At 65.1% G+C, this 25,507-nt stretch carries 13 protein-coding genes; 12 read left to right on the plus strand and 1 reads right to left on the minus strand.

Translation table 11 applies throughout. The features are described 5' to 3' along the window. Window positions 1–196: 196 nt before the first annotated feature. Complete coding sequence (locus MnOB_RS18825; RefSeq protein WP_077525754.1) at window positions 197–3,304, minus strand: transglycosylase domain-containing protein; 3,108 nt, start codon at window positions 3,302–3,304, stop codon at window positions 197–199. Window positions 3,305–3,853: 549 nt separating this feature from the next. Here MnOB_RS18825 and MnOB_RS18830 point away from each other — a divergent pair. The 12 genes from MnOB_RS18830 (at window position 3,854) to MnOB_RS18885 (ending at window position 25,483) form a co-directional block, all read left to right on the plus strand. Then, window positions 3,854–5,254 (plus strand): amino acid permease, encoded by a 1,401-nt coding sequence (locus MnOB_RS18830; RefSeq protein ID WP_077525755.1) that lies wholly within the window; start codon window positions 3,854–3,856, stop codon window positions 5,252–5,254. A gap of 114 nt (window positions 5,255–5,368) precedes the next feature. After that, window positions 5,369–5,776 (plus strand): VOC family protein, encoded by a 408-nt coding sequence (locus MnOB_RS18835; protein WP_077525756.1) that lies wholly within the window; start codon window positions 5,369–5,371, stop codon window positions 5,774–5,776. A gap of 78 nt (window positions 5,777–5,854) precedes the next feature. Beyond that, window positions 5,855–6,676: an aldo/keto reductase gene (locus MnOB_RS18840; protein ID WP_077525757.1), complete on the plus strand. Its 822-nt coding sequence runs from the start codon at window positions 5,855–5,857 to the stop codon at window positions 6,674–6,676. 369 nt (window positions 6,677–7,045) lie between these two features. Continuing rightward, complete coding sequence (locus MnOB_RS18845; RefSeq protein WP_077525758.1) at window positions 7,046–7,825, plus strand: efflux RND transporter periplasmic adaptor subunit; 780 nt, start codon at window positions 7,046–7,048, stop codon at window positions 7,823–7,825. Beyond that, on the plus strand, window positions 7,822–9,141 hold the full coding sequence (locus MnOB_RS18850) for an efflux RND transporter periplasmic adaptor subunit (RefSeq protein WP_077525759.1): 1,320 nt from the start codon (window positions 7,822–7,824) through the stop codon (window positions 9,139–9,141). Before MnOB_RS18845 ends, MnOB_RS18850 begins: the two co-directional genes overlap by 4 nt. Continuing rightward, on the plus strand, window positions 9,138–11,234 hold the full coding sequence (locus MnOB_RS18855; RefSeq protein ID WP_199824556.1) for an efflux RND transporter periplasmic adaptor subunit: 2,097 nt from the start codon (window positions 9,138–9,140) through the stop codon (window positions 11,232–11,234). The genes MnOB_RS18850 and MnOB_RS18855 overlap by 4 nt, the downstream gene beginning before the upstream one ends. 33 nt (window positions 11,235–11,267) lie before the next feature. After that, complete coding sequence (locus tag MnOB_RS18860) at window positions 11,268–12,059, plus strand: aspartyl/asparaginyl beta-hydroxylase domain-containing protein (RefSeq protein ID WP_371579935.1); 792 nt, start codon at window positions 11,268–11,270, stop codon at window positions 12,057–12,059. Further along, the gene (locus MnOB_RS18865) at window positions 12,047–13,051 is read left to right on the plus strand and encodes a sulfotransferase family protein (protein ID WP_077525762.1); all 1,005 of its coding nucleotides are present in this window, start codon (window positions 12,047–12,049) and stop codon (window positions 13,049–13,051) included. Before MnOB_RS18860 ends, MnOB_RS18865 begins: the two co-directional genes overlap by 13 nt. A 137-nt stretch (window positions 13,052–13,188) precedes the next feature. Continuing rightward, window positions 13,189–13,692, plus strand: coding sequence for a GNAT family N-acetyltransferase (locus MnOB_RS18870; RefSeq protein ID WP_077525763.1), 504 nt, complete (start codon window positions 13,189–13,191; stop codon window positions 13,690–13,692). Continuing rightward, on the plus strand, window positions 13,689–14,000 hold the full coding sequence (locus MnOB_RS18875; protein ID WP_077525764.1) for a DUF6916 family protein: 312 nt from the start codon (window positions 13,689–13,691) through the stop codon (window positions 13,998–14,000). The genes MnOB_RS18870 and MnOB_RS18875 overlap by 4 nt, the downstream gene beginning before the upstream one ends. Before the next feature lie 80 nt (window positions 14,001–14,080). Continuing rightward, window positions 14,081–14,692 carry a phage tail protein gene (locus MnOB_RS18880; RefSeq protein ID WP_077525765.1) on the plus strand — a complete coding sequence of 204 codons (612 nt, stop codon included), beginning with the start codon at window positions 14,081–14,083 and terminating at the stop codon, window positions 14,690–14,692. 102 nt (window positions 14,693–14,794) lie between these two features. Continuing rightward, window positions 14,795–25,483 carry a DUF4347 domain-containing protein gene (locus MnOB_RS18885; protein WP_077525766.1) on the plus strand — a complete coding sequence of 3,563 codons (10,689 nt, stop codon included), beginning with the start codon at window positions 14,795–14,797 and terminating at the stop codon, window positions 25,481–25,483. Window positions 25,484–25,507 lie beyond the last annotated feature (24 nt).

Here is a 25,507-nt window from a genome sequence, read left to right on the forward strand (position 1 = left end):
TCCGTCAGAGCGAAGCGAAGCCCAACACATCGTGTTTCGGTCGAACTCCAATGTTGGGCCGCGCTGCGCTTGGCGCCAACCTACGACGGGACTGCGTCCTAACCCGTAGGGTGGATGTCGCTTTTCACATCCACCAGCGTGGCCGGGTCTGACGCCGATGGTGGACCGATAAAGCGTGGTCCACCCTACGAAAGACTTACCGCCTACTCACCTGCACGGCCGGCGCCAGGTCTTGGCACTGCGTGTTCAGGCCGGGGGCGAGATAGGGCTGGAGAATCGGCGCCATGCCCTTGAGGACCTGCACGGGCAGGGCGGAGGTGAAGCTGAACTTGTCCGCCTGGCTGCCTTCGACGAAGGCGGTGAGGGTGCCGAAGTGGCGCGGACCCAGATAGAAGACGAACGTCGCGGTGCGGTTCATCGCCTTGGAACTCTTCACCGTGCCCCAGCGGGTCACGGTCTGGATGCGGTTGTCGCCGGTGCCGGTCTTGCCGCCCAGGACCAGCGGCTGGCCGTCAGGCAATGTGAAGCTGCCTTGCAGGCGTCGGGCGGTGCCGCCTTCCACCACCTTGGAAAGCGCATCGCGCAGGGTCGCGGCCACTTCCGAGGTCATCACCCGCTTGCCCTCGCTGGTCTGCTGGCCCACCAGGGTTTCATAAGGGGTGTCGGCTGCGAAGTGCAGTTGCTCGATGCGCAAGGTGGATTGGCGCACACCGTCGTTGAGGATGATGCCCATTAGTTCGGCGAGGGCGGCCGGGCGGTCGCCGGAACTGCCCAGGGCGGTGGCGAGCGATGGCACCAGGTGGTCGAAGGGGTAGCCCAGGGACTTCCAGTGCTCGTGGATGTCGAGGAAGGCTTCCACCTCCAGCATGATGCGGATGCGCTTGTCGCGAGCGTATTTGCGCTTGGACTTGAACAGCCAGCCATAGACCTCGCGGCGCTCGCCGCCACTCGCCTCCACGGCCTCGCGGTAGGTCGCCTGCGGGTGCGCCTGCAGGTAGCCGAGCAGCCAGAGTTCGAGCGGGTGCACGCGGGCCACGTAGCCCTGGTCGTTGAGGTCGAAGGCGCCAGGGCCGTAGCGTTTGTAGAGGTCTTCCACACGCTTGTCGGTCAGCGCCGGGTTGGCCTTGGGCACCCGCTCGCGCATGAACGCGGCGAAGGTGGCGAGGTCGGCCTGGGGTTGCAGGTAGCGGTGGATGGCGGCCATTCGCGCGCCCCAGGGGTTGAGGCCGTCGAGGAAGGTCGACATGCGTTGTTCCGCATCCTTGCCCTGGTACTTGTTCCAGAAGCGGCGCAGATAGGTCTGGCTTTCACGGGACACGAACAGGTCCAGGTAGCCCTGGCGGCGCGGGTCCTTGTCGTCGGACAGGAGCTGCATCTTGCCGCCGTCGGGGCGGTACATGTCGTGCCGCACGATATCGCGCATCAGGCGCACGAACGGCAGGTTGATGGATTCGCGCAGGGCGTCGCGCAGGGTGGGGCGACGATCATTGTCTTCCTTGCGGAAGTTGTTGAAGGTGTGCAGCCCGCCGCCGGTGAAGAAGGCTTCATAGGGGCTGGCGGAGTACTTGCGATCCAGGGCCGCCTGGAGCATGGCGTCGAGGTTGCGGTCCTTGGTCATGATCAGGTAGTCGACGGCCCACTTGGTGATGAAGTCCAGCGGGTCGACCGGGACCTTGCGCAGCTCCGGCACTGGCAGGCCGGCGTAGCGCTGGTGCAGGGTGGCGACGTTTTCCAGGTAGGTGGCGAGCACCCGCAGCTTGGCCGTGGAGCCCAGTTCCAGCTTGCTGCCTTCGTTGATGTCGAAGGGCTGGTCGGTGTTGTCGGTCTGCACGCGCACGCGGTTGCCCGACGGGGTGCGCTCGAAGAGGGTGAAGCTGTAGCGCACTTCGCGGGTTTTCTCCGGGGACAGCAGGCGTTCGCCGTACAACCCGACCTGCTCGGCGAAGGTCGGGTCAGCCAAGTGGCGCAGGTAGTCGGTCACGGCGTTCTGCAGTTCGCTCTGCAAGGTGCTGTTGGCGGTGAGGTCGAGGCGGTCGAGGTCGTAGAGCGGCATCTTGAGCATGCTCGAGAGGCGGCTACGGGTGACGCTGATGCCTTTGTTCGCTTCCACTGCCTGGAGTGCCGGTTCTTCCACCCAGTTGCGGAAACGCAGCCTGGCAGCCAGGGCGGCATCGCGTAGTGGCGTGTCGATGATCCCCGCGCCAGCCAGCACACGGATATGGCTGTCGGTCAGCGTGTTCAGCTCTTCATGGGCGCTGGACAGGTAATAGGAAGGACGGCGCTGGGCGATGAACAGCGAGAGCACCTGGCGCATGGCCAGGCCGCGTTCGGCCAGGTCGCTGTCCTTGTTCCCCAGTATCTGGTTGACCCGGTTGAAGTCGGCGCCGTACCAGACCCGCAGCCCATCGGCGATGCCATGCACCTCACCATGCCCCGGCGCGGCTGAGAGCGGCACGCTGTTGAGGTAGTCCATTACGATGCGTTCGCGTGCGGCCAGGGTTTCCGGGCCGCCCTGGTAGGCGCGCACGCTGGCGGAGACCATCTGGCGAATTTTTTCCGAGGCCGAGGCGGTGCGGCCGTACGGCGAATGGCGGTACTTCTCCAGTTGGGTGGCCAGTGTGCTGCCGCCCGCCGACTGGCCATCCAGGTCGATGGCCTTGCCCACCTGGGTCAGTGCTGCCTTGGAGAAGCGTGGCCAGTCCACCGCCGGGTTGGCCAGCGGCGTTTCCTGATCCAGCAATTTGCGGTTTTCGATGAACAACAGGCTGCTGACCAGAAGCGGGGGGATGCTGGCGAAATCCGGATAGCGCTGCTGTGGATAACTGAACTGATAGAAGGGCAGGCCACGGCAGTCGCAGATGCTGATGCCGGCCTGGCTCTTTTCCCGATAGGGCGGGAACAGCCCACGATCGGCATAGTTGATCAACGCCGGCGAGAAGCGCGTCTGCTGCTCAATCGCATAGCCGCGTTTTTCCAGGCGTTCGAGCATCTCCGGCAGGGAGGCGTAGCCCAGGCGGCGGTCGAAGGGGCCGTCGCCGGGATAGCGGATTGCCTTGCTCGGGCCATCTTCCAGCTTGTAGCTCAGCGTCGCGGCGTAGCGGCTGAGTTCTCGCGCCTGAAAGCGCGACGTCTGCATTTCATGAGTGGCGGCGGCAGCGACGATGCCGCAGGTCACCAGGAAAATGCTCCAGAACAGGAGGCGGTGTCTGCGGCGCGGCGGCTTTTCCGGCGGAACGCCGGAGTCATTGAGACTACCTGGGGGTACCTCGTTCCTGGTTTCGTCGGATTGCCATATTGCGCCCATAGTCCACCGGCCTGGCCTGTCACCGCTCTTGCTTGCAATGTTAGTAGGTCGTCGGCTGGCTGCATGGTGGAGTTGCGGCAAAAATGGGAGCGAATCAATGACAGGCGACAATCGGATGCAACTCGACCACTGCTGGCGCGCCAATGTTTCAAGTTGGACACGTCCAGCGCGAGAAAGTCGCAGCGAAAGCAGGCACATGGCCACTGACCTGGCCTCGCGATACCTCGCGATGGGTATCGTTCCTCAACCCATCCTACGAATGTGAAAAGTCGAGAAAGTAGGATGGGTTGAGCTTGCGAAACCCATGGGGCGGGTCGCGAAGAAAGGCGCCCCCTAGCCGTTCCACTGGTACTTCAGTGCACCAAAAGTAGGCATGACGTTGCCTCGTCTTTGTGCAAGACTCGCCGCCGATCTCGGACGCGTCTGCGCCCGCCGGACCGTTCCGCCCCACAAGGACGGCACTTCCAGGCGGCCAAGGGTCGTTACCACGACCCGGCTTCTCGGCTACGCGGCTGACTCCTCGACAACTACAAGATGAGGTACCACCCCATGTCCGTAGCTGATCATCAGCCACAACATGAATCGCTGCACCGAGACCTCGGTGAGCGTCATATCCGCCTGATGGCTTTGGGCGCTTGCATTGGCGTCGGGCTGTTCCTGGGTTCGGCCAAGGCCATCCAGATGGCCGGTCCGGCCATCATGCTGTCCTACATCATTGGCGGGCTCGCCATTCTGGTGATCATGCGCGCCCTCGGCGAGATGGCTGTGCATAACCCCGTGGCGGGGTCCTTCAGCCGCTATGCCCAGGATTACCTCGGCCCGCTGGCCGGCTTCCTGACCGGCTGGAACTACTGGTTCCTCTGGCTGGTGACCTGCGTGGCGGAAATCACCGCCGTGGCTATTTATATGGGCGTCTGGTTCCCCGAGGTGCCGCGCTGGATATGGGCCCTGGCGGCACTGATCAGCATGGGTGGCATCAACCTGATCGCCGTTCGCGCTTTCGGTGAGTTCGAGTTCTGGTTCGCCCTGATCAAGATCGTCACCATCGTCGCCATGGTGGTCGCTGGCACCGGCATGATCGTCTTCGGGCTCGGCAACGACGGTATCGCCACCGGTATCTCCAACCTCTGGGAACACGGCGGCTTCATGCCCAACGGCGTGCAGGGCGTGCTGATGTCCCTGCAGATGGTGATGTTCGCCTACCTCGGTGTGGAAATGATCGGCCTCACCGCCGGCGAAGCGAAGAACCCGCAGAAGACCATTCCCCAGGCCATCGGCTCGGTGTTCTGGCGCATCCTGCTGTTCTACGTCGGTGCGTTGTTCGTGATCCTCTCCATCTATCCGTGGAACGAGATCGGCACCCAGGGCAGCCCCTTCGTGATGACCTTCGAGAGCCTGGGCATCAAGACCGCCGCCGGCATCATCAACTTCGTGGTGATCACCGCTGCGCTGTCGTCCTGCAACGGCGGCATCTTCAGCACCGGTCGCATGCTCTACAGCCTGGCCCAGCAAGGTCAGGCGCCGCGCGCCTTCGCCGTCACTTCCAACGGTGTGCCGCGCCGCGCACTGCTGGTGTCCGGCGCCGCACTGCTGCTGGGCGTATTGGCCAACTACCTGGTGCCGGAGAAAGTGTTCGTCTGGGTGACCTCCATCGCCACCTTCGGCGCCATCTGGACCTGGGCGATGATCCTGCTGGCGCAGCTGAAGTTCCGTCGCAGCCTCACCCCCGCCGAGCAGGGCAAGCTGCAGTACCGCATGTGGCTGTTCCCGCTCAGCTCCTACCTGGCCATGGCCTTCCTGGTGCTGGTGGTGGGCTTGATGGCCTACTTCCCCGATACCCGCGTCGCGCTCTACGTGGGCCCGGCTTTCCTGGTGCTGCTGGTGGTGCTGTACAAAGCGCTGAACCTGGCTCCCGCCAAATCAGACGAGCCGATCGGCGACGCTGCCTGATCTTCATCGCTCCACCATCGGGCCCGCCAAGTGCGGGCCCGATGCTTTTTGGCGACTGGGTTTTGCCGGAAGCGACTAGGCTGAACCCATCCATTGTTTTCGGAGATCACTGCCATGGCCGGTTCAACTGCCGTTCCCTGCCTGCGTTACCGCGATGCGCCCGCCGCCATCGGCTGGCTCTGCCATACCTTCGGCTTCGTCGAACATCTGGTGGTGCCCGAGCAGGACGGCAGCATCTCCCACGCCCAGCTGAACCTTGGCGACGGCATGATCATGCTCGGTTCCGTGCGCGACACCGACTACGGCCGCCTCATGCGCCAGCCCGACGAAACCGGCGGGTTGGGCACCCAGAGCATCTATCTGGTGGTGGCCGATGTCGACGGTGTGCACGCCCGCGCCGTGGCCGCCGGTGCCACCATCGTGCTGCCGCTGAAAGACGAGGATTACGGTGGACGAGGCTTCACCTGCCGCGACCCGGAAGGCCACCTGTGGAGCATTGGTTCGTACGATCCCTGGGCTTGAGCCGCTCGGTCCATTGCCGGAAGATTGCGCCCCAGCTGCCGGCAATCCCGACTGAACGGATTTTTCGAGGAATACGCCATGCAAAGCATCACCTTCCCAGACGGCACCCAGGTGCCCGCCATCGGCCAGGGCACCTGGCACATGGGCGAGAACCGCAGTGAGCGCAAGCGCGAAGTCGCGGCACTGCGCCAGGGGCTGGAGCTGGGCCTTCGCCTGATCGATACCGCCGAGATGTACGCCGAAGGCGGTGCCGAGGACGTGGTAGGCGAAGCAATCGACGGCCTGCGCGATCAGGTCTTCCTGGTCAGCAAGGTCTACCCGTGGAACGCCAGCCGCCGTGGCACCGCCCTGGCGTGCGAGCAAAGCCTCAAGCGCCTGGGCACCGACCATCTCGACCTTTACCTGCTGCACTGGCGTGGCGAACACCCACTGGAAGAAACGGTGGAGGCCTTCGAGCGCCTACGCGAACAAGGCAAGATCGCGCGCTGGGGCGTTTCCAACCTCGACCTTGATGACCTGCACGAGTTACCCGCCGGTTGCGCCGTCAACCAGGTGCTCTACAACCCCGAGGCGCGTGGTATCGAGTTCGACCTGCTGCCCTTCCAGCAACAACAGGGCATGCCGCTCATGGCCTATTGCCCGGTAGGGCAGGGCGGCAAGCTGCTGCGCAACGCGGCGATGCAGGAAGTCGCGCGTCGCCACCAGGCCAGCACCGCCCAGGTGGCCCTCGCCTGGGCCCTGCGGCAGGACGGCGTGATCGTCATTCCCAAGGCAGTCGACCCGCTGCACCTGAAGCAGAACGCCGAAGCCCATAAGCTCCGGCTCAGCGACGATGACCTCGCCCTGATCGACCACAGCTTCCCGCCGCCACGGCGCAAGCGTCCGCTGGAAATGCTCTAAGGCCAGGGGCCAAATCCTGTGGGAGCGAATTCATTCGCGAGTAAACATCCACGTTCGTAGAACGTGGACTTGCGATAGCCCCTCGAAGGGACGATTCCTTCCCCGTGCACAAAGCGGACGTCTTTAGCTCGATCTGGATCGTAGGGTGCGCCGTGCGCACCGATTCCGGGATCGGTTTTGGCAGCACGTCAAACCGCCGGTGCGCACGGCGCACCCTACCTGATCGGCTTCATCCTGCTAGCCCGCGCATATCCACCCGCCATTCGGCGGCGCGCCCTGCCTGATGGCAAGATAATTCCTCCGACCAGATTCCTATTGTCCGACAGCTCTCATAGACTCTTGCCCACTTCTTACCAGGGAATGGCCTTGATGAAACGCACGCTGTGGACGTTGTTGGGCTTGGTTGGGCTGGTCGCTACCGCATGGGCGGAAGAGCCGCCCGCGCAGGATCCCTTGCTCGACGTCCCCGTTGCAGCGACCGCTTCGGGCAGCGAAGCCCGTGGCGTGCTGCGTGCGCGTAACCAGGCGGTGCTTGCCAGCGAACTGGCCGGGCGCATCGTCGAGATGCCTTACGCCGAAGGCCAGGCGTTCAAGAAGGGCGAGGTGCTGGTGCGTTTCGACTGCAGCGCCTACCAGGCCCAGTTGAACGCTGCCAATTCCGCCGTGCGCGCCGCCCGCGAAGAACTCAAGAACAAGCAGCAGCTGGCCGCCCTCAACTCGGTGGGCCGTTTCGAAGTGGCCCTGGCGGAGGCACGCCAGGCCCAGTCCCAGGCTGAGGCGCAGGTCTACCAGGTGCAGGTGCAACGCTGCCAGGTCAAAGCACCCTTCGACGGCCAGGTGGTGGCGCGCAAGGTCCAACCCCATGAAAGCGTCGCCAGTGGTGCGCCGCTGCTGGATGTGGTGGACAACCGCACCCTGGAGATCCATCTGCTCGTGCCCTCCCGCTGGTTGAGCAAGCTCAAGCCTGACCAGGCTTTCGAATTCGTCCCGGACGAAACCGGCGAGCCGCTGCACGCCGTGGTCAAGCGCCTTGGCGCGCGCATCGACGAAGGCAGCCAGACCCTCTTGCTGATCGGCGGCCTGCCTGCCGACGCACCGGGCTTGCTGGCCGGCATGAGCGGCACCGCGCATTTCCCGGAGAAGCCATGAACGCAGCTGCACCGGGTGCGGTCGAGCGAGTTTTCGCGCTCTTTCTCGGGCTGCAGCAACAAGCCCGCCAGAAGACCAGTACCGAGCAACTGGCTTTCGCCATGGTCAACGATGGCCAGGCCCTGTTCGGCTTTCGCCATGCGGCGTTGCTGATTGCCGGCAAGGTGCGGGCACTGACCGGGATCAGCCTGGTGGAGCCCAACGCGCCGTTCGTGGCCTTTGTCGAACGCGCCGCCGCGCAGTTGCTTGGCCAGGACCGGTTAAGCGCAACTGCCGCCATCGAGGCCGAATCCCTCGACGAACAGTCCCGTGCCGACTGGCAGGCGCTGTCCGCCGCGCATGCCTGCTGGGTTCCGCTGAAGGATCGTCACGGCGACGTCTTCGGTGGGCTCTGGCTGGCCCGCGAGCACCCGTTCAACGACGCCGAACTGGCCCTTTCGACCCAACTCGGCGACACCTATGCCCATGCGTGGCTGGCCCTGCAACCGCGCAAGCCCTGGCGCCTGCGCTGGCCGAAGAGGAAGCTGCTGGCCATCGCCGGTGGCCTGTGCCTGTTGCTCCTGATTCCAGTACGCCAATCGGTGCTGGCGCCTGCCGAAGTGGTGCCCCAGGGTGGCCGCGTGGTTGCGGCGCCGCTGGACGGGGTGATCGCCGAATTCCTGGTCAAGCCCAACCAGAGCGTGGCCGCCGGTGACTTGCTGGTGCGCTTCGATGCCACCAGCCTCAAGGCCCAGGCGGACGTTGCCGAGCGCGCCCTGGGCGTCGCCGAGGCCGAGCTCAAGGCCAATACCCAACGCGCCTTCGCCGATGCGGAATCCAGTGCGCGAATCGACCTGCTCGCAGCACGCGTGGAGCAAAAACGCGCCGAGCGCGACTATGCCCGCCAGCTGCTGGCGCGTAGCGAAGTGCGCGCCGAACGTGCCGGCATTGCGGTATTCGCCGACGCCGAGCGCCTCACCGGCAAACCGGTGCAGACCGGCGAACGGCTGATGCAGATTGCCGATCCGGCCCAGGCCGAACTGCGCATCGAGCTGCCGGTGGGCGATGCCATCGCCCTGCAACCCGGCGCCGAAGTGGCACTGTTCCTCGACAGCGATCCGCTCAACCGTCATGCCGCGCGCCTCGAACGTGCGGCATACGAAGCCCAGAGCACGGCCGCCGGGCAGTTGGCCTATCGCCTCGATGCCGCCTTCAGTGACGCCCCGCCGCGTATCGGCCTGCGTGGCACCGCCAAGCTCTTCGGTGACCGCGCGCCGCTGGCCTATTACCTGTTGCGCCGGCCACTGGCCGCGGCTCGTCAGAGCCTGGGCTTCTGATGCTGCCGGCGCTGCGCTCCGACCTGCAGTTGTCGCCGGCCGCCCCCGGCCTGGATGGCGCGCCGCAATGGACCCTGGCCGACCCCCTGCGCGGTCGCTACTTCAAACTCGGCGCGGCCGCCGTGCGCCTGCTGCGCCACTGGGCACTGGGCGACCCGCAACGGGTGCTGGACGCGGCCAACGCAGAACCCGGTCTGCCGCTGGGGGCGCTGGAGGTGGAGGAGTTGTTGCGGTTCTTGCGTGGTCACGACCTGATCGCGGCCCTGGATGAGGAGCAGCGCGCCAGTTATGGCCTGAAGGCCGGCGCCGCGAAGCAGAGCCTGTGGAACCGCGTGTTGCACCAGTACCTGTTCTTCCGCATTCCGTTGTGGCGGCCCGACGCCTTCCTCAATCGCACCTGGCCCGTCCTGGATCGCAACGGCCATTGGTTGCTGCGCTGGGGCCTGCCGCTGGTATTCGCCCTCGGCCTGTTCCTGGTGGCGCGGGACTGGCAGCGCTTCATCGCGACCTTTCCGCACCTGTTCAGTCTTGGTGGCGCCCTGGCCTTCGGCGTTGCCCTGACCTTCGCCAAGCTCTGCCACGAATTCGGTCATGCCTTCATGGCCAAGCGTGCGGGTTGTCGGGTGCAGAGCATGGGCCTGGCATTCATGGTGCTGCTGCCGATGTTCTATACCGACGTCAGCGACGCCTGGCGGGTCAACGACCGCCGTTCGCGATTGCTGATCGGCGCCGGCGGTGTGCTCGCCGAACTGGTACTGGCGGTGTTGGCGCTGCTGGCGTGGTCGCTGTTGCCGGACGGCCCGGCGCGTACGTCGGCCTTCATGTTGGCCAGCGCCACCTGGATCACCACGGTGATCATCAACCTCAACCCGTTCATGCGCTTCGACGGCTATTTCCTCCTCAGCGACCTCTGGGGTGTGGAAAACCTCCAGGCGCGCGCCTTCGCCCTGTGCCGCTGGCGCTTGCGCGAAGCGCTGTTCGGCTACGGCGAGCCCATGCCCGAACCCTGGCAGCCGGCGATGGCACGGCGACTGATCTTCTGGGGTTATGGCTCCTGGCTGTGGCGGGCAGTGCTGTTCTTCGGTATCGCCCTGGCGGTCTACCACCTGTTCTTCAAGGTGCTGGGTATCTTCCTGATGCTGGTGGAACTGGTCTGGTTCATCGGCCTGCCGATCTGGAAGGAGCTGCTGGAGTGGTGGCAGCGCCGCGACCAGACGAACCCGCGCAAGGTTCTGCTGACCGGTGGCGGACTGCTGGTGCTGCTGGTCTTGCTGGTGCTGCCATGGCGCAGTTCGGTCGAGGTCCCCGCGCTGCTGGAGGCTTCCCGCACTACGGCCCTGCATGCGCCTGTGGCGGCAAGGCTGAAGGCAGTGCAGGTGAAGGACGGCCAGGCGGTGGAGCAGGGCGACCTCTTGCTTGAACTGGAGTCTCCCGACCTCGATTCGCGCCAGTCCATCGTTCGCCGCGAAATCGAAATCCTCCAACTGCAGCTGCGCCGCCAGGCGGGACGCAGTGAAACCGCCGCCGACGCCGGCATCCTCGAACAGCGGCTGGCCGAAGCAGTGGCCGAGTACCGCGGGCTGGCCGCACAGCGCGAACGTCTGCAATTGCGAGCACCCCAGGCTGGCGTAGTGCGCGACCTGCTGCCGGACCTCACGTCCGGCCGTTGGCTCAGTCCGATCGATGCGCTGGCCCGGGTCGTGGAACCCGGCTTGCGCCTGCGCGGCTACCTGGCTGAAGAAGAGCTGTGGCGTGTCGAGCCGGGGGCCGAAGGCCGCTTCATCGCCGACGACCCGGCGCGTCCGGCAGTAGCTGTGCGCCTGGATGAGGTGGACGCCACTGGTGTCGCCTATCTGGAATTGGAAGCCCTGAGTTCCGATCACAAGGGGCCGATTGCCGTACGCCGCGACGAGCAGCGCCGTCCTGAACCGGTGCAGGCCCAGTACGGCGTGCGCCTGAGTCTGCTGGACGATTCCATCCACCCGGCCCAGCCGCTGCGCGGCGTGGTGGTTCTGGACGGGGAAGGGCAGTCGGTCCTCGGTTTCGCCTGGCGCCGGCTGGCGGCGCTGGGGGTGAGGGAAAGCGGTTTCTGAACAACAGCAGGGAACAAGGACGATTCAATGTCGATGCCACTACCCATCTGTTCGCGCCTGCCTCTGACGTTCGAGCTGGCGCCCTTGCTGGAAGCTCTGGGGCGAATCGACGAAGCCGCGTGGCAGAGCCACTTCAACACCGGCTACTTCGAGGGCGACTGGAGCGGCGTCGCCCTGATCGCTCCAGACGATGCGCCATTGCCGTTGGCTCCCGGGCAGGGCGCGCCGGTTCGTAGTGGCTGGTGGCAGCGGGAGGCTGCCTGGAACGATCTGCTGGATGCCTTCCACACTACTGTGCGCAGTGCGCGCTTGCTGCGCCTGGGGCCAGGCTCGCGCATCCATGAGCATTGTGACCCTGACCTCGGCATGCCAGGCAGCGACCTGCGCCTGCACGTGCCGCTGCTGAGTCCGACAGGGGTGGAGTTCCTCGTCGATGGCCTGCAAGCGCCCATGCAGCCGGGGCAATGCTGGTTCCTCGATCTGTCCCGTCCGCACCGTGTGGATAACCCCGGGCCGGGCGAGCGCATTCACCTGGTGCTGGATTGTCAGCCCAACGATTGGCTGCTTGGACTCATCGAACAGGGTCTGCCCGACACACCCGCGCTGCAGCCGGGGAGGGCGGAGCAGGCCTTCGCCCGCTTCCGTGAGCGGGTGGAGCGAGACTCGACGCTTGCGCAGCGGTTGCAGTCGCTGACCGATATCCGCGACTTCCTGCGGGAATCGGTAGTGCTGGGCGCGGCGCATGACCTGCACTTTTCCGAGGCGGAAGTCCGTTCCGCCATGCGCCAGGGCAAGCAGGCATGGAACGAACAATGGAAGGCATGAACGCGCGGGACATGCACGGCTGGCTGCCCATCCGGGCCTGGCGGCGCGACGGAGAATGGCGTCTGGACTGGTGCTGGTTCGGTGAGCAGCGACTCACTCGCCCCTTCTTCCGCGACGACGTTGACCAAGCCTTGCGCTTGCCGTTCAACCAGGCTTTTCGCCGCCAAACGGGACTGGATGCGCTGTTGGACTGGCAGGTCTCCAGCCCGGGATTAGTCCCGAGCGCCCTGATCTTTCACGCCTCCCGCTGCGGCTCGACCCTGATGGCCCAGATGCTGGCGAGCCTTGAACGGCATGTCGTGCTGTCCGAACCGCCAACACTGGATAGCCTGCTGCGCGCGCATTTCCTCGATCCTGCCGCTTCGTCGCAGCAGCCGGCGTGGATCTCAGCGTTGTTGTCGGCCTATGGCCAGCGGCGTTGCCGTGGCGAGCAGCGTCTGATGGTCAAGCTGGATGCCTGGAGCGTGTTCGAGGCGTCGCTGCTGCAAGGCCTCTACCCGAGTACGCCACGCATCTTTCTTTACCGCGATCCGCTGGAAATCGTCGTTTCCCAACTGCGCCAACCCGGCATGCATCGGGTGCCGGGGCTGCTGGGGCCGTCGGCGCTGGATGTTGCCGGGGAGGACATCGCGGCCATGTCGCCCCTGGAATACACCAGCCGCACGATCGGACGCATTCTCCAACAAGGGCTTGAGCTGTGCCGCGCCCAGGGAGGAATCCCGGTGAATTACAGCGAGCTTCCCGATGCGCTATGGGGGCGCCTGGCTCCCGTACTGGGCCTGACCGAAGTCGATACGCCGGCGCTGCGGGATATTGCGGCGTTCGATGCCAAGCAACCTGCGATGTGGTTCAGCGCCGACAGCCAGCGCAAGCGTGACGAGGCCAGCGATGATGTACGCGCGGCTGTAGCGCGTTGGGCGGGCGATTCATACGAAGGATTGGAGCGCTTGCGTCGGATAGATCAGACGCTTCCTATAGGTTTTAGAGATTAGTCGTATTGATTATTAACTAAACAGTGGCTAGTGGCCGGCACCTTGGGATAATCTTCCGACGTTGAAATCGCGTGATAGCAAAATAACAGGATGCCGGCCTGCCCTGCTGGGGGCAGTCAGCAAGGACGCACGATCTCATGCCAACTCTCGAGTTGAATCTTCGCCCCATAGCGGATGCCGACATGGCGTTCCTGCGGCGGCTTTACGCGACCACCCGCGCCGAAGAAATGGCCTCCACCGGCTGGAACCAGCCGGCCATCGACACCTTCCTCGCCCAGCAATTCGACGCCCAGCACCGCTATTACCAGGAGCACTACCACGATGCGCAGTTCTCGCTGATCTGCCATCTGGGCCAGGCCATCGGCCGGCTGTATGTCTTCCGCGGACCGAACACTCTCAATCTGATCGATATCGCCCTTTTGCCCGAATGGCGTGGGCGAGGTATCGGCACGCGCTATCTAACGACGCTGACCAGCGAGGCGGATGAAGCCGGCAAGGCGATCCGCCTGTTCGTCGAGCCGGGCAATCCGGCCACGCGCCTGTATAGCCGTTTCGGCTTCGTCGTCACGGGTAATAACCGCGTGTATCTGCAGATGCAGCGCAGCGCCAGGACCTCACTCGCACAGGAAGTATCCGCATGAGCCTGATCCCGACTCGTCAGGATTTCGAACAGCAACTTCATCAGCCATGGCAGTTGAGCTGGGAGAACGGCGGAGGCGTCTTTGTGACGCTGATCGAGGTTAGCGAAGGCCAGGCGATGAACTCACGCCATGAATGCTACAGCGCCATCTTCGCGCAGCCGGTTGGCATCCGGATGCCACAACACAGTTACCAGCTGCGCAGCCCCAGCAATGCCGAATGGACGGTGATGCTGAGCCCGATCGGGCCGGATGAGGACGGTGAGCGTCATCTGTTGCAGGCAGTGTTCCACTGCCGCAAGGCCCAGTAGGTCGGGCCTTGCACTAAAGGTTGTCCCGCGCATCGATGCGCACCCTGCCGCCTGGGCGGCATCAACAAGGAGCAACAGCAATGAGTGATCCCTTCCTCGGCGAAATTCGCATGGTCGGCTTCAACTTCGCCCCCCGTGGGTGGGCCTTATGCCAGGGCCAACTGATGTCCATCGCGCAGAACTCCGCCCTGTTCTCGCTGCTCGGCACCATGTACGGCGGCAATGGCCAGGTCACCTTCGGCCTGCCGGACTATCGCGGCCGCAGCCCGGTGGGGCAGGGGCAGGGTCCGGGCCTGAGCCCGATCGACATCGGTGAGGTGAGCGGCACGGAGAACGTGACCATTCTCTCCAACCAGATGCCAACCCACACCCACACCGCGACGCCCGCCAGCACTTCAATCGCTGCCTCCGGCCAGGCCTCCATTCCTGCTGCGACCACCGGTACCACCCAGGCCAATCCAGGGCCGACCACCGTCCTGGGCCCGGTCGCGGCCGCCGGCCGTGCCGGCACCCTGTACGCCACTGGTACCCCGGATACCACCTTGGCACCGTTCAATGTCAGCGTGCTGGGCGACATGCCGGGCATCACCATCGGCCTTGCCGGTGGCAGCCAGCCCGTGGCGATCCGCAACCCGTTCCTGGGCACCAACTTCGTAATCGCGCTCGAGGGCATCTTCCCGTCGCGCAACTGATCCCGGCCCGCCCCAGGGCGGATTACTGGAGTCGTAACAGTACAGAGGGGGGAAGGCGAGACTCGTCTTCCCCCCTCGTTGAATGGCAGTAGGAGGTGTTCCATGTGGTGGAAGAAGACTGCTCGCGAGCAAGTAGCCGCTCAGCCGGCTCGCTCGGCGCTTGCCTTGGCGCTCGAAGCCCGAATGATGTTCGACGGCGCAGTCGCTGCTACCGCGGTGGAAGCGGCAGATGCCGCGCCAGCTGCCGATGCCTCCAGTGACCCGGGTGCCCAGGCGGATGCTACCCAGCACGACAGCGCAAGCGAGAACCTGGCCGCGACGCCGTCGGGCACCTCCGACAATCGCCAGGAAGTGGTCTTTGTTGACGGCAATGTCAGGGATTACCAGCAGCTCGTCAGTGGCCTGAAACCGGGCACCGAAGTCGTGGTGCTGGATGCGAACAAGGACGGGCTGCAGCAGATTGCTGACTACCTCGACGGTCGCAGCGGCATCGATGCCATTCACATCCTTAGTCACGGCGATGTGGGCAAGATCCAGCTGGGTAACGACTGGCTGGACGGTGGCGATATAGCCGCTCGTAGCGAGTTGCTCGACGCCATTGGCCAATCTCTCGACAAGGATGGCGACATCCTGGTGTACGGCTGCCGAGTGGGGGCCGATGGGGCGGGTAATGAGTTCGTCCAGGCTCTGGCCAATGCAACTGGGGCCGATGTCGCTGCCTCGGACGACATGACAGGCGCGGCCGGATTGGGCGGCGATTGGACCCTGGAGCGAAGCCTGGGCACTGTAGAAACCAGTGCGTTGCTTGGTCTGGAGACCTACAACGGGCTGCTGGCGACGCCAGCGGACCAGAACTTCGACGCCCTGCCTGTTGCGGGTCAGGGGAGCAACAGCGTCACGATCGGCGGGGTCACCTACTTCAATAACGACAGCGTTGCCATTTCGATCGTCAATGACGGCTTCATCGCGGCCGGCACTGACCATGCCTTGGGATACCGGAGCACTGGCCCCGGCACCTCCACGGAAGTCGGATTCAAGACCCAGGACAGTTCGGAGTTCAAGCTCAACGGATTTGTCGTGGACCGCGGTTTTGGTGGAGACAGCTCGTTCACCATCAGCGCCTATCGGAATGGTGTGCTGATCGATGCCAAAGTCGTCGATGTGACGTTGGGCACCGCGACCTTCAACGTCAGCGGAGACAGCAAATGGGAGTATATCGACGAAGTCAGGATCACCGGAGCTGACCTCGACGTTGACATCGACGACATCAATTTCAGCGACGCCGTCATCCCCGATACCACGCCGCCAACGGTGACGTCCGTCAGTTCCAGTACGGCCAATGGCACTTACAAAGCGGGTGACGTGATCTCCGTCACCGTGACCTTCAGCGAGGTGGTCACGGTCACCGGTACGCCCCGGCTCACCCTGGAAACTGGCGCCATCGATCGGGTCATCAACTACAGCAGCGGTTCCGGGACCAGTACCCTGACCTTCAACTACACGGTACAGGCGGGTGATACCAACGCCGACCTGGACTATCTCAGCACCGGCGCCCTGGCCCTCAACGGCGGCACCATTCGTGATGCTGCCGCCAACAATGCCACCCTGACCCTGGCGTCACCGGGCGCTGCCGGTTCGCTGGGTGCCAACAAGAACATCGTGATCGACTCGGCTCCAAGCATCAGCAACGTCAACGGCGACAGCGTTGCCTGGGCTGGAGTTGGCAACACGGTAACGCTGGATTCGGGCAGCAATGCTGTATTCAGCGATATCGAGAAGGGCGCGCTCAATAGTGGCAACGGCAACTGGGCGGGCGGGAGCCTGACCGTGCAGCGCTCGGGTACAGCTGTTTCTGCGGATACTTTCGGCTTCGACACCACGGGTGCATTGTTCACTGTCAGCGGCAGCAACCTGCAGTCCGGCGGCCAGACCTTCGCCACCTACACCTCCACCGGCGGCGTGCTGACGATCACCTTCACCAGCAGCGGCACCGCCGCCACGACCGCCCTGATCAACAATGTGGCGCAGCGCGTCACTTACAGTAGCGATACGCCGGCCGGCGACGCCACCATCCGCTTCACCCTGAGCGATGGCACCTCCAGCGCCACCGCCGATGCCACGGTCACCAGCGACACCATCTACATCACCAGCACCGCCGACACCGCTACGATCGATGCGAGTAACGGAGTGAGCATCAGCGAGGCAGTGGCGATCGCCGCTGCGGACGCCACGGGCAGCCAGACGCTGATCTTCAGCAGTAATTTCAACAGCAACGTATCGCTGGCCGGTAACTTGGCCATCAACGAAAGCCTGACCCTCAACGCCGATGCAGCGACAGGACTGATAATCAACGGCAGCACCATCACCCTGGGCGGCGGCACTACGCTGAGCTTCGTGAGTGGGAGCGGCGACACCACGACCGTCAACAGCAACATTGCGGGTACCGGCGCGCTGGCCAAGTCCGGCGCTGGCACCCTGACGCTGGGGTCCACCAGTAACTCCGCCCTCTGGTCCGGGGCCGTGTCGGTGACGGGCGGAACGCTCACCGCCGACACCGGGACGCGTCTGTCGACCGGGAACCTGGCACTGGATGGCGGCACCCTGGCCATGACTGTGACGGGCGCGGCGGGAACGTCCACCACCTTCACCAACGCCATCACCCTGGGCGCGGGCGGCGGCACCATCAGCGTCGCCGGTGGCGGCGGTGCCAACATCGCCAATTTCTCTGGCGTGATTTCCGGCAGCGGCAGCCTGACGAAGACGTCCCCGTCGATCCTGCAGCTCAGCGGCAACAACACCTACACCGGTGCCACCAACGTGAGTAATGGCACCCTGCTTGTCAGCCATGCCAATGCGCTGGGTACCACTGCGGGAGGGACTACCATCAGCAGTGGTGCAACTGTGCGTATCGCCGGTGCCCTGACCGTTGCCGAAAGCTTCGTGGTGAGCGGCAGCGGCACGTCGGTATCCTCCGTCAATTACGGTGCCATTCACCTGGTCTCTGGCTCTTCGACCCTGAGTGGCAACGTCACCCTGGCGGGCGATACCGACATCAGCGCCGCCTCCGGCGGCACCCTGACCCTCACCGGCGCCCTGAGCGGTGCGTCCAACCTGAACAAGACCGACAGCGGCACCCTGACGCTGTCCAACAACGGTAACGAGGCCAGCCATACCGGCGGCACCACCATCACCGGCGGCACGCTGTCGATTGCCAACGACGACCACCTGGGCTCCGGCCAGGTCACGCTGGATGGCGGCACCCTGGCCATCACCGGCGCTACCACGATCGATAACGCCATCGCGCTGGCCGCTGCTTCGACCATCTCCAACAGTGCCAGCGCCACCCTGAGCGGCACTCTCAGCGGCAACGGCGCCCTGACCAAGTCCGGCGCCAGCACGCTGACCTTGTCCGCCAGCAATACCCACAGTGGCGCCGTCAGCCTCACGGCCGGTGGCCTGACCCTGAGCGGCGGTTCGGCGCTCGGCAACAGCAGTGCGGTGACGCAGTCGGCCAGCACCGTACTGACCATCTCCACCGCCGAGACCATCGGCTCACTGGCAGGCAGCGGCAGCGTGGTGCTCAACGCCGGGCTGACCACCGGCGGCGACAACACCAGCACCACCTATTCCGGCGTGATCTCGGGTACGTCCGGCCTCACCAAGGCCGGCAGCGGCACGCTGACGCTGACCGGCAACAACAGCTACACCGGCGCCACCAACGTGTCGGCGGGCGGACTGACGCTCAACCGCGTTGGCGGCGCGCTGGATGACAACACATCGGTGACGGTGGCGTCCGGCGCGACCCTGACCGTTTCCGCCGACGAGACCATCGATGCCCTTTCCGGCGCCGGTACCGTGGCCCTCGGCACCTCCGCGCTGACGATTGGCATCAACGGCACCAGCAGCACCTTCTCCGGCGCGGTCACCGGTTCCGGCACCCTGACGCTGGATGGCGGCGGCACCTTCACGCTGTCCGGCACCAACAGCGGACAGAGCTGGGGATTGCAGGTATTGAGCGGCGGCACGGTTTCCATCGCCGGCGACGCCAACCTGGGCAGCGGAACCGTGCAACTGAACGACGGCACGCTGTCGGTCACCAGCTCCGGGACCATCGACAACGCGATCACGCTGGGCGCCAGCGCCGGCCGCGTCTCGGTGGATACCGGCCTGGCCCTCAGCCTGAGCGGCGCGATCGGCGGCGCTGGCGCCCTGACCAAGACCGGCAGCGGCACGCTGACCCTGTCGGGCGGCAACAACTACTCGGGCACCACCACAGTCTTGTCCGGCACCCTGTCCGTGGCGGGCGACGGCAACCTCGGTGCCGGCGCGGTCGCGCTGGCGGCCGGCACGACCCTGCAGGTAACTGGTGCTACCACCATCAACAATGCGTTCAGCCTCGGCGGTGCGGCCACATTCCAGACCGACGCGGCGGTGACCGTCTCCGGCGCGATCGGCAGTACCGGTAGTCTCACTAAAACCGGCGCGGGCACGCTCACGCTGAGTTCCCTCAGCAGTAACTACTTGGGCGGCACCACGCTGGCCGCGGGTACCCTTTCGGTACAGTCCAGTGCGGCCCTGGGTAGTGGCACCATCACCTTCAATGGCGGTGCGCTGGATGTCAGCACGACCACGGCGCTGTCCTTCTCCAACGCTGTGAACATGGCCACGGCCGGCAGCATCAGTTTCATCGACGACGCCGAAGCCACCTTCAGCGGCGCCTTCAGCGGTAGCGGCGGGCTCACCGTGACGGGAGTTGCGGGCGGTCCCCGCGAGCTTTTGACGCTGAGCAACAGCGGCAACTCGACCAGTTGGAGCGGCACGCTGACGGCGAACAACGCGGCCTTGCAGGTCGCCGCCGACAGCATGCTGAGCTCGGGCTCGATCACCATCAACAACGGCAGCGTGCTGCTGACCACAGCCACCACCACCGTCGACAACGACGTGGTCATCGGCGGCGCGGGCATCCTCTTCTCCAACGCCGGCAATCTGGTGCTGTCTGGCGTGGTGTCGGGCTCGGGGGCGCTGACCACCGGCGGCACCGTTGGCACCAGCGTCACGCTCGCCGGCAACAACACCCATACCGGCAGCGTCACGGTGGCCGCCGGCAAGCTGATCCTCAGCGGCGGTTCGGCCATCGACGACAACTCGGCGGTTACTGTCAGCAACTCCAGCACGCTCGAGCTGGCGTCCAACGAAACTATCGGCTCGCTGGCCGGCACCGCCGGCAACACCCTGGCGCTCGGCAGCAACACCCTGACCACGGGCGGCAACAACAGCAGCACTACGTTCGCCGGTGGGATCAACGGCATCGGCAGCCTGGTCAAGACCGGCAGCGGCACGCTGACGCTGTCGGGCAGCAACACCTTCACTGGCGGGGTCCAGGTTTCGGCCGGCGGCCTGACGGCCAGCGGCGGCGCCGCCATCGCCAACACCGCTCTCATGAACGTGGATTCGGGTGCCACCTTCACGCTGTCGGCGACTGAGACCATCGGCGCGCTGTCCGGTGCCGGCACGGTGCAATTGAACAGCAATACGCTGACCACCGGCGGCACCAATCTCAGCACGACCTTCAGCGGCAGCATCAATGGCTCGGGCAATTTGATCAAAACGGGTACCGGCACTCTCACGCTGAGCGGCAGCAACGGCTATCTCGGTACCACAACGGTGGGAGGTGGCGGCACGCTGAGCATTACCGACGCCAGCAATCTCAGCGTCAACACGCTGGGGCTGAATAACGGCGGCACCCTTGAAGTCACCGGCAGCAACGTCACGCTGATCAACACCATCGTGCTCGATACTGGTGGTGGCAGGATCAGCAACGCCTATGGGCTGACGCTCGCCGGCGTGCTGACGAATTCCAATTCATTTACGAAGCTGGGCGCCGGTACGTTGACGCTGACCGGTGGCTCCAATTACACAGGCGCGACCAATGTCAACGCCGGCACCCTGTTGGTGAACGGTGCGCTGGCCGGTACCTCCAGCCTGACGGTGGCTTCTGGCGCCACGCTTGGCGGCAACGGCAGCATCTTCGCCAACAGCTCCACCAACACCCTGACCGTGCAGAGCGGCGGGGTCCTGTCGCCGGGCAACAGCGCGGGCACCCTGACGGTGAACGGCAACCTGCAGATGAACGCAGGCAGCATCCTGGCGGTCGAGATCAACGGCACCACGGCCGGTACCCAGTACGACCAGGTTGTGGTCAACGGCACAGTGGATATTTCCGGCGCCACCCTGGCCGTGACCCATGGCTACACCCCCGGCCTCGGCGACACCTACGTCCTGATTGACAACAACCTCGCCGACGGCGTGACCGGCAACTTCAGTGGCCTCGCCGAAGGCGCCATCCTGACCGCCGGCGGCAACAGCACCGAACTGACTGTCAGCTACGTCGGCGCCACCGGCAACGACTTCACCCTGACGGCGCCGACCAACGAGCCGCCGGTAGTCGGCAACCTGAATGGTGACAGCGTGGGTGTCATCGAAGGCGGCGGCGCGGCCCTACTGGATTCCGGCAGCGACGCCACGGTGACCGACAGCGATTCCGTGGACTTCGATGGCGGCAACGTCACCGTCGCCATAATCGCCAACCGCGCCAGCGGCGAAGACATCCTTTCCATCGTGAATCAGGGGACGGGGGCAGGGCAGATCGGTGTTTCCGGTTCGAACGTCACCTTCGGCGGCGTAGTGATCGGCACCTTTACCGGCGGCACCGGCACCAACGACCTGGTGATCAGCCTGAACGCCAATGCGACCCCGGCGGCTGTCCAGGCGCTGGTGCGCAATATCACCTACACCAACGGCAACACCCTCGATCCGAGCACCGCTACTCGTACCGTGCGCATCACCGTGGACGATGGCGACGGCGCCACCAGCGGCAACGCGGACATCGCCGTCAGCGTGACCAGCGTGAACGATGCACCCACCTTGTCCGCCACCGGCGGCACGCCCACCTACACCGAGAACGGTGCGGCGGTAGACCTGTTCAGCGGCGTGAGCGTCGGCACTATCGAGGCGGGCCAGACCATCACCGGCCTCACCCTGACCGTGAGCAACCTCGCCAACGGCGCCAGTGAAATCCTGCGCATCGACGGTACCGACATCATCCTGGTCAACGGCACCAGCGGCACCACCACCGGCGGCAACGGCATCGGTTATAGCGTCAGCGTCAGTGGCGGCACCGCCACCCTGACCCTGACCATCGCCGGCGGTCTCAGCGCGGCCAACGCCCAGACCGTCATCGATGGCATGAGCTACCGCAACAGCAGCGAAGCGCCGAGCGGCAGCAGCCGTGTGGTCACACTGACCAGCATCAGCGACAGCGGCGGCACCAGCAATGGCGGCGTGGACAGCACCAGCCTCAGTGTCGCGGCCACGGTCGGCATCGAGGCGGTAAACGATGCGCCCAGCATCACCGCGCCTGGCTCCATTTCTGTGACTGAGGATGTCACCACTGCGCTGACTGGCATCAGCTTCGCCGATATCGACGCAGGCACCGGCAGTGTTACCGCCACCTTCAGTGTGGCCAGCGGTACCCTGGCTGCCTCCAGTGGCAGCGGCGTCACCGTGGGCGGCTCGGGCACCGGCACCCTCACACTGACTGGCAGGCCGGCCGACATCAACGCCTTCATCGCCGCCAGCGGTCTGAGCTTCACCACCGCCAGTAACGCCACGGCCAACGTGACGCTGACGGTCGCCATCGACGATGGCGGCAACACCGGCAGCGACCCGGGCCTGTCCGGTACCGGCAGCAGCGAGGCTGACTCGACCACCCTTACGCTGGCGGTCGCGGCCGTCAACGATGCCCCGGTCAACAGTGCCCCGGCCAGCGCCACTGTGGATCAGGACGACACGCTGGTATTCAGCAGCGGCAACGGCAACCTGATCACCATCAGCGACGTGGACGCAGGGGGCGGCACCGTGCGCGTCACCCTCACCGCCACCAATGGCCTGATCACATTGAGCAGCCTGACGGGCCTGGTCTTCACGGTCGGCACTGGGACTGGCGACGCCAGCATGACCTTCGATGGCAGCATCGCCGACATCAACAACGCCCTCAACGGCCTGAGCTTCGCACCCACCGGCGGGTACAACGGCCCAGCCAGTCTGCAACTGGTCACCAATGACCTGGGACTGACCGGTAGCGGCGGCGTCCAAAGCGATACCGACACCATCAACATCACCGTCAGCCCGATCAACCCGCTGATCACCGATATCGGTGTCAGCAACCCGGATGGTGGCTACAAGGTGGGTGATGTCATCACCGTCACCATCAGCTTCGACCAGACCGTGATCGTCGACACGTCCGGCGGCCGGCCTTCGTTGCTGTTGGAAACCGGCCTGCTGGACCGCACCGCCACCTATGTTTCCGGCTCGGGCAGCAACACCCTGACCTTCAGCTACACCGTGCAGGCAGGTGATGTCAGCGCCGACCTGGACTACCAGTCCACCGGTGCCCTGGCCCTGAACGGCGCGACCATCCGAAACGCCGGCAGCGACGACGCCATCCTCACCCTGCCGGCCGTGGGTGGCGCTGACTCCATCGCCGGCCAGCACGGCATCGTCATTGACGGCCTCGTGCCGCAAGTGACCAGCGTCAGCGTGCCGGCCAACGGCACCTATGTGGCGGGGCAGAACCTCGACTTCACCGTCAGCCTCAGCGAAGCGGTGATCGTTGACACCATTGGCGGCACGCCGCGCATCGCCATCACCCTGGACGGCGGGGGTACGGTCTTCGCCAACTACCTCAGCGGTTCCGGCACCTCCGCGCTGGTGTTCCGCCTGACTGTCAGCAGCGGCCAGCTGGATACCAATGGCATCAGCGTCGGCGGCGCGATCCAGGCCAATGGCGGGACGTTGCGTGATGGCGTGGGCAACAACGCCAATACCACGCTGAATAACGTCGCCAGCACGACGGGCGTGCGGGTGGATGCCGTGGTGCCGACGGTGGCCAGCGTGAGCGTGCCCGTGGGCCTTCCCTACAACGCCGGCGACACCCTGAGCTTCGTGGTCAACGCCAGCGAGGCGGTGATCGTCAACGGCACCCCGCGCCTGGCCCTGGATATCGGCGGCACGACGGTGTTCGCCAACTACGTGGCGGGTTCCGGTACCTCGACCCTGGTGTTCCAGTACACCATCCAGGCGGGCGACAACGACGCCAACGGCATCGCCGTCACCGGCCTGGCTGCCAACGGCGGAACCTTGCGGGATGCGGCCGGCAACAGCATGAACCTCGCGCTGAACAGCGTGGGCGACACCAGCAACCTGATCGTCGATACCCACGCACCCAGCCCGAGCGGGATCGTCGCCCTCGATCCGTCGCCCACCAACGCCGGCAGCGTGCGCTACACCGTGACCTTCAGCGAGAACGTCAGCGGCGTGGACCTCAGCGACTTCGCCCTGGTCACCACCGGCACTGCCGGCGGCAGCCTGACCAGTTTGCTGCAGATCGATGCCCGTACCTTCCAGATCACCGTCAGTGGCGTGAACGGCACCGGCACGCTGGGGCTCAACCTCAGCGGTTCGGCTACCGGCATCGTCGACGCTGCCGGCAACGCCATCACCGGCGGCCTGACCGGCGCGGTGTACAGCGTCGACCGCGACGTGCCCACCGTCACTGGCGTCAGCGCGCCGGTCGGCGTGCCCTACAACGCTGGCGACACCCTGACCTTCGTGGTCAACGCCAGTGAAGCGGTGATCGTCAGCGGCATTCCGCGCCTGGCCATCGATATGGGCGGCACTACCGTGTTCGCCGACTACGTGGCGGGCTCGGGCAGCAACACGCTGGTGTTCCAATACACGGTCCGCGCCGGCGACAACGATGCCAACGGCATCGCGGTCACTGGCCTGGTGGCCAATGGTGCGACCCTGCGCGATGCCATCGGTAATTCGATGAACCTGACGCTGAATGGCGTCGGCAACACCAGCGGCGTGATCGTCGATACCACGGCTCCCAACGCCAGCGCGACTGTCGAGCCGCTCGCCACGCCGGGCAGCGTGCAGTACACCGTGACCTTCGATGAGAGCGTCAGCGGCATCGACCTCGGCGACTTCAACCTGGTGACCACCGGCAACGTCACCGGCACCCTGCAATCGCTGGTGCAGGTGGATAGCCGGACCTTCCTGGTCAACGTCAGCAATGTCGCGGGCGCCGGTACCCTCAGCCTCGGGCTGAACACCACTGGCACCCTGATCACCGATACCGCCGGCAATCCCATGCTCAGCGACTTGTCGGCGCAGACCTACAGCGTGCCGCAGAGCGATGGCGATCCGGAGTTCCGCACCAACCCGCCGATCATCGTGCCGCCAGAGCCGACGGTTCCGGTGGACACCGTGCTGCCGAACCCGCCGCCGCCGCCGTTCACCTCGCCGCTCATTCCGCCGCCGCTGTTCGAGCAGCCGACCCTGGGTAGCGGTATCCCGACCCTGGGCAACATCTTCATCAACCAGGGAGCCCTGGCGCCCAGCTTCATCGCGCAGGTGTTCGGCAGCAGTGACGGCTTCCGCGATGGCTCCGGCTCGGGGTTCCTCGGCTTCGGCGGAGGCGATGGCGGCGTGTTTGGCAGCAGCAGCCTGTCGAGCTTCTTCGACAAGGATGTGCCGCAGGATTCCGAAGAGATGAAGCTGTTCGACGGCAAGCAATGGAAGGGCGGCTCCGGGGGGAGCGGCCAGGGCATCTTCGGTGCGCCCACGCTTGGCCAGCAGTTGCAGGACATCAAGGACAACGAGCAGCGTCAGGTCAGGGAGCTGGCCATGGCACTGGGACAGATCCAGGCGGTTCGCCCGCAGGCTTGAAGAACAACGAATTAGAAATCTGTA

Source organism: Metapseudomonas resinovorans, assembly GCF_002003485.1.
Taxonomy (GTDB): domain Bacteria; phylum Pseudomonadota; class Gammaproteobacteria; order Pseudomonadales; family Pseudomonadaceae; genus Metapseudomonas; species Metapseudomonas resinovorans_D.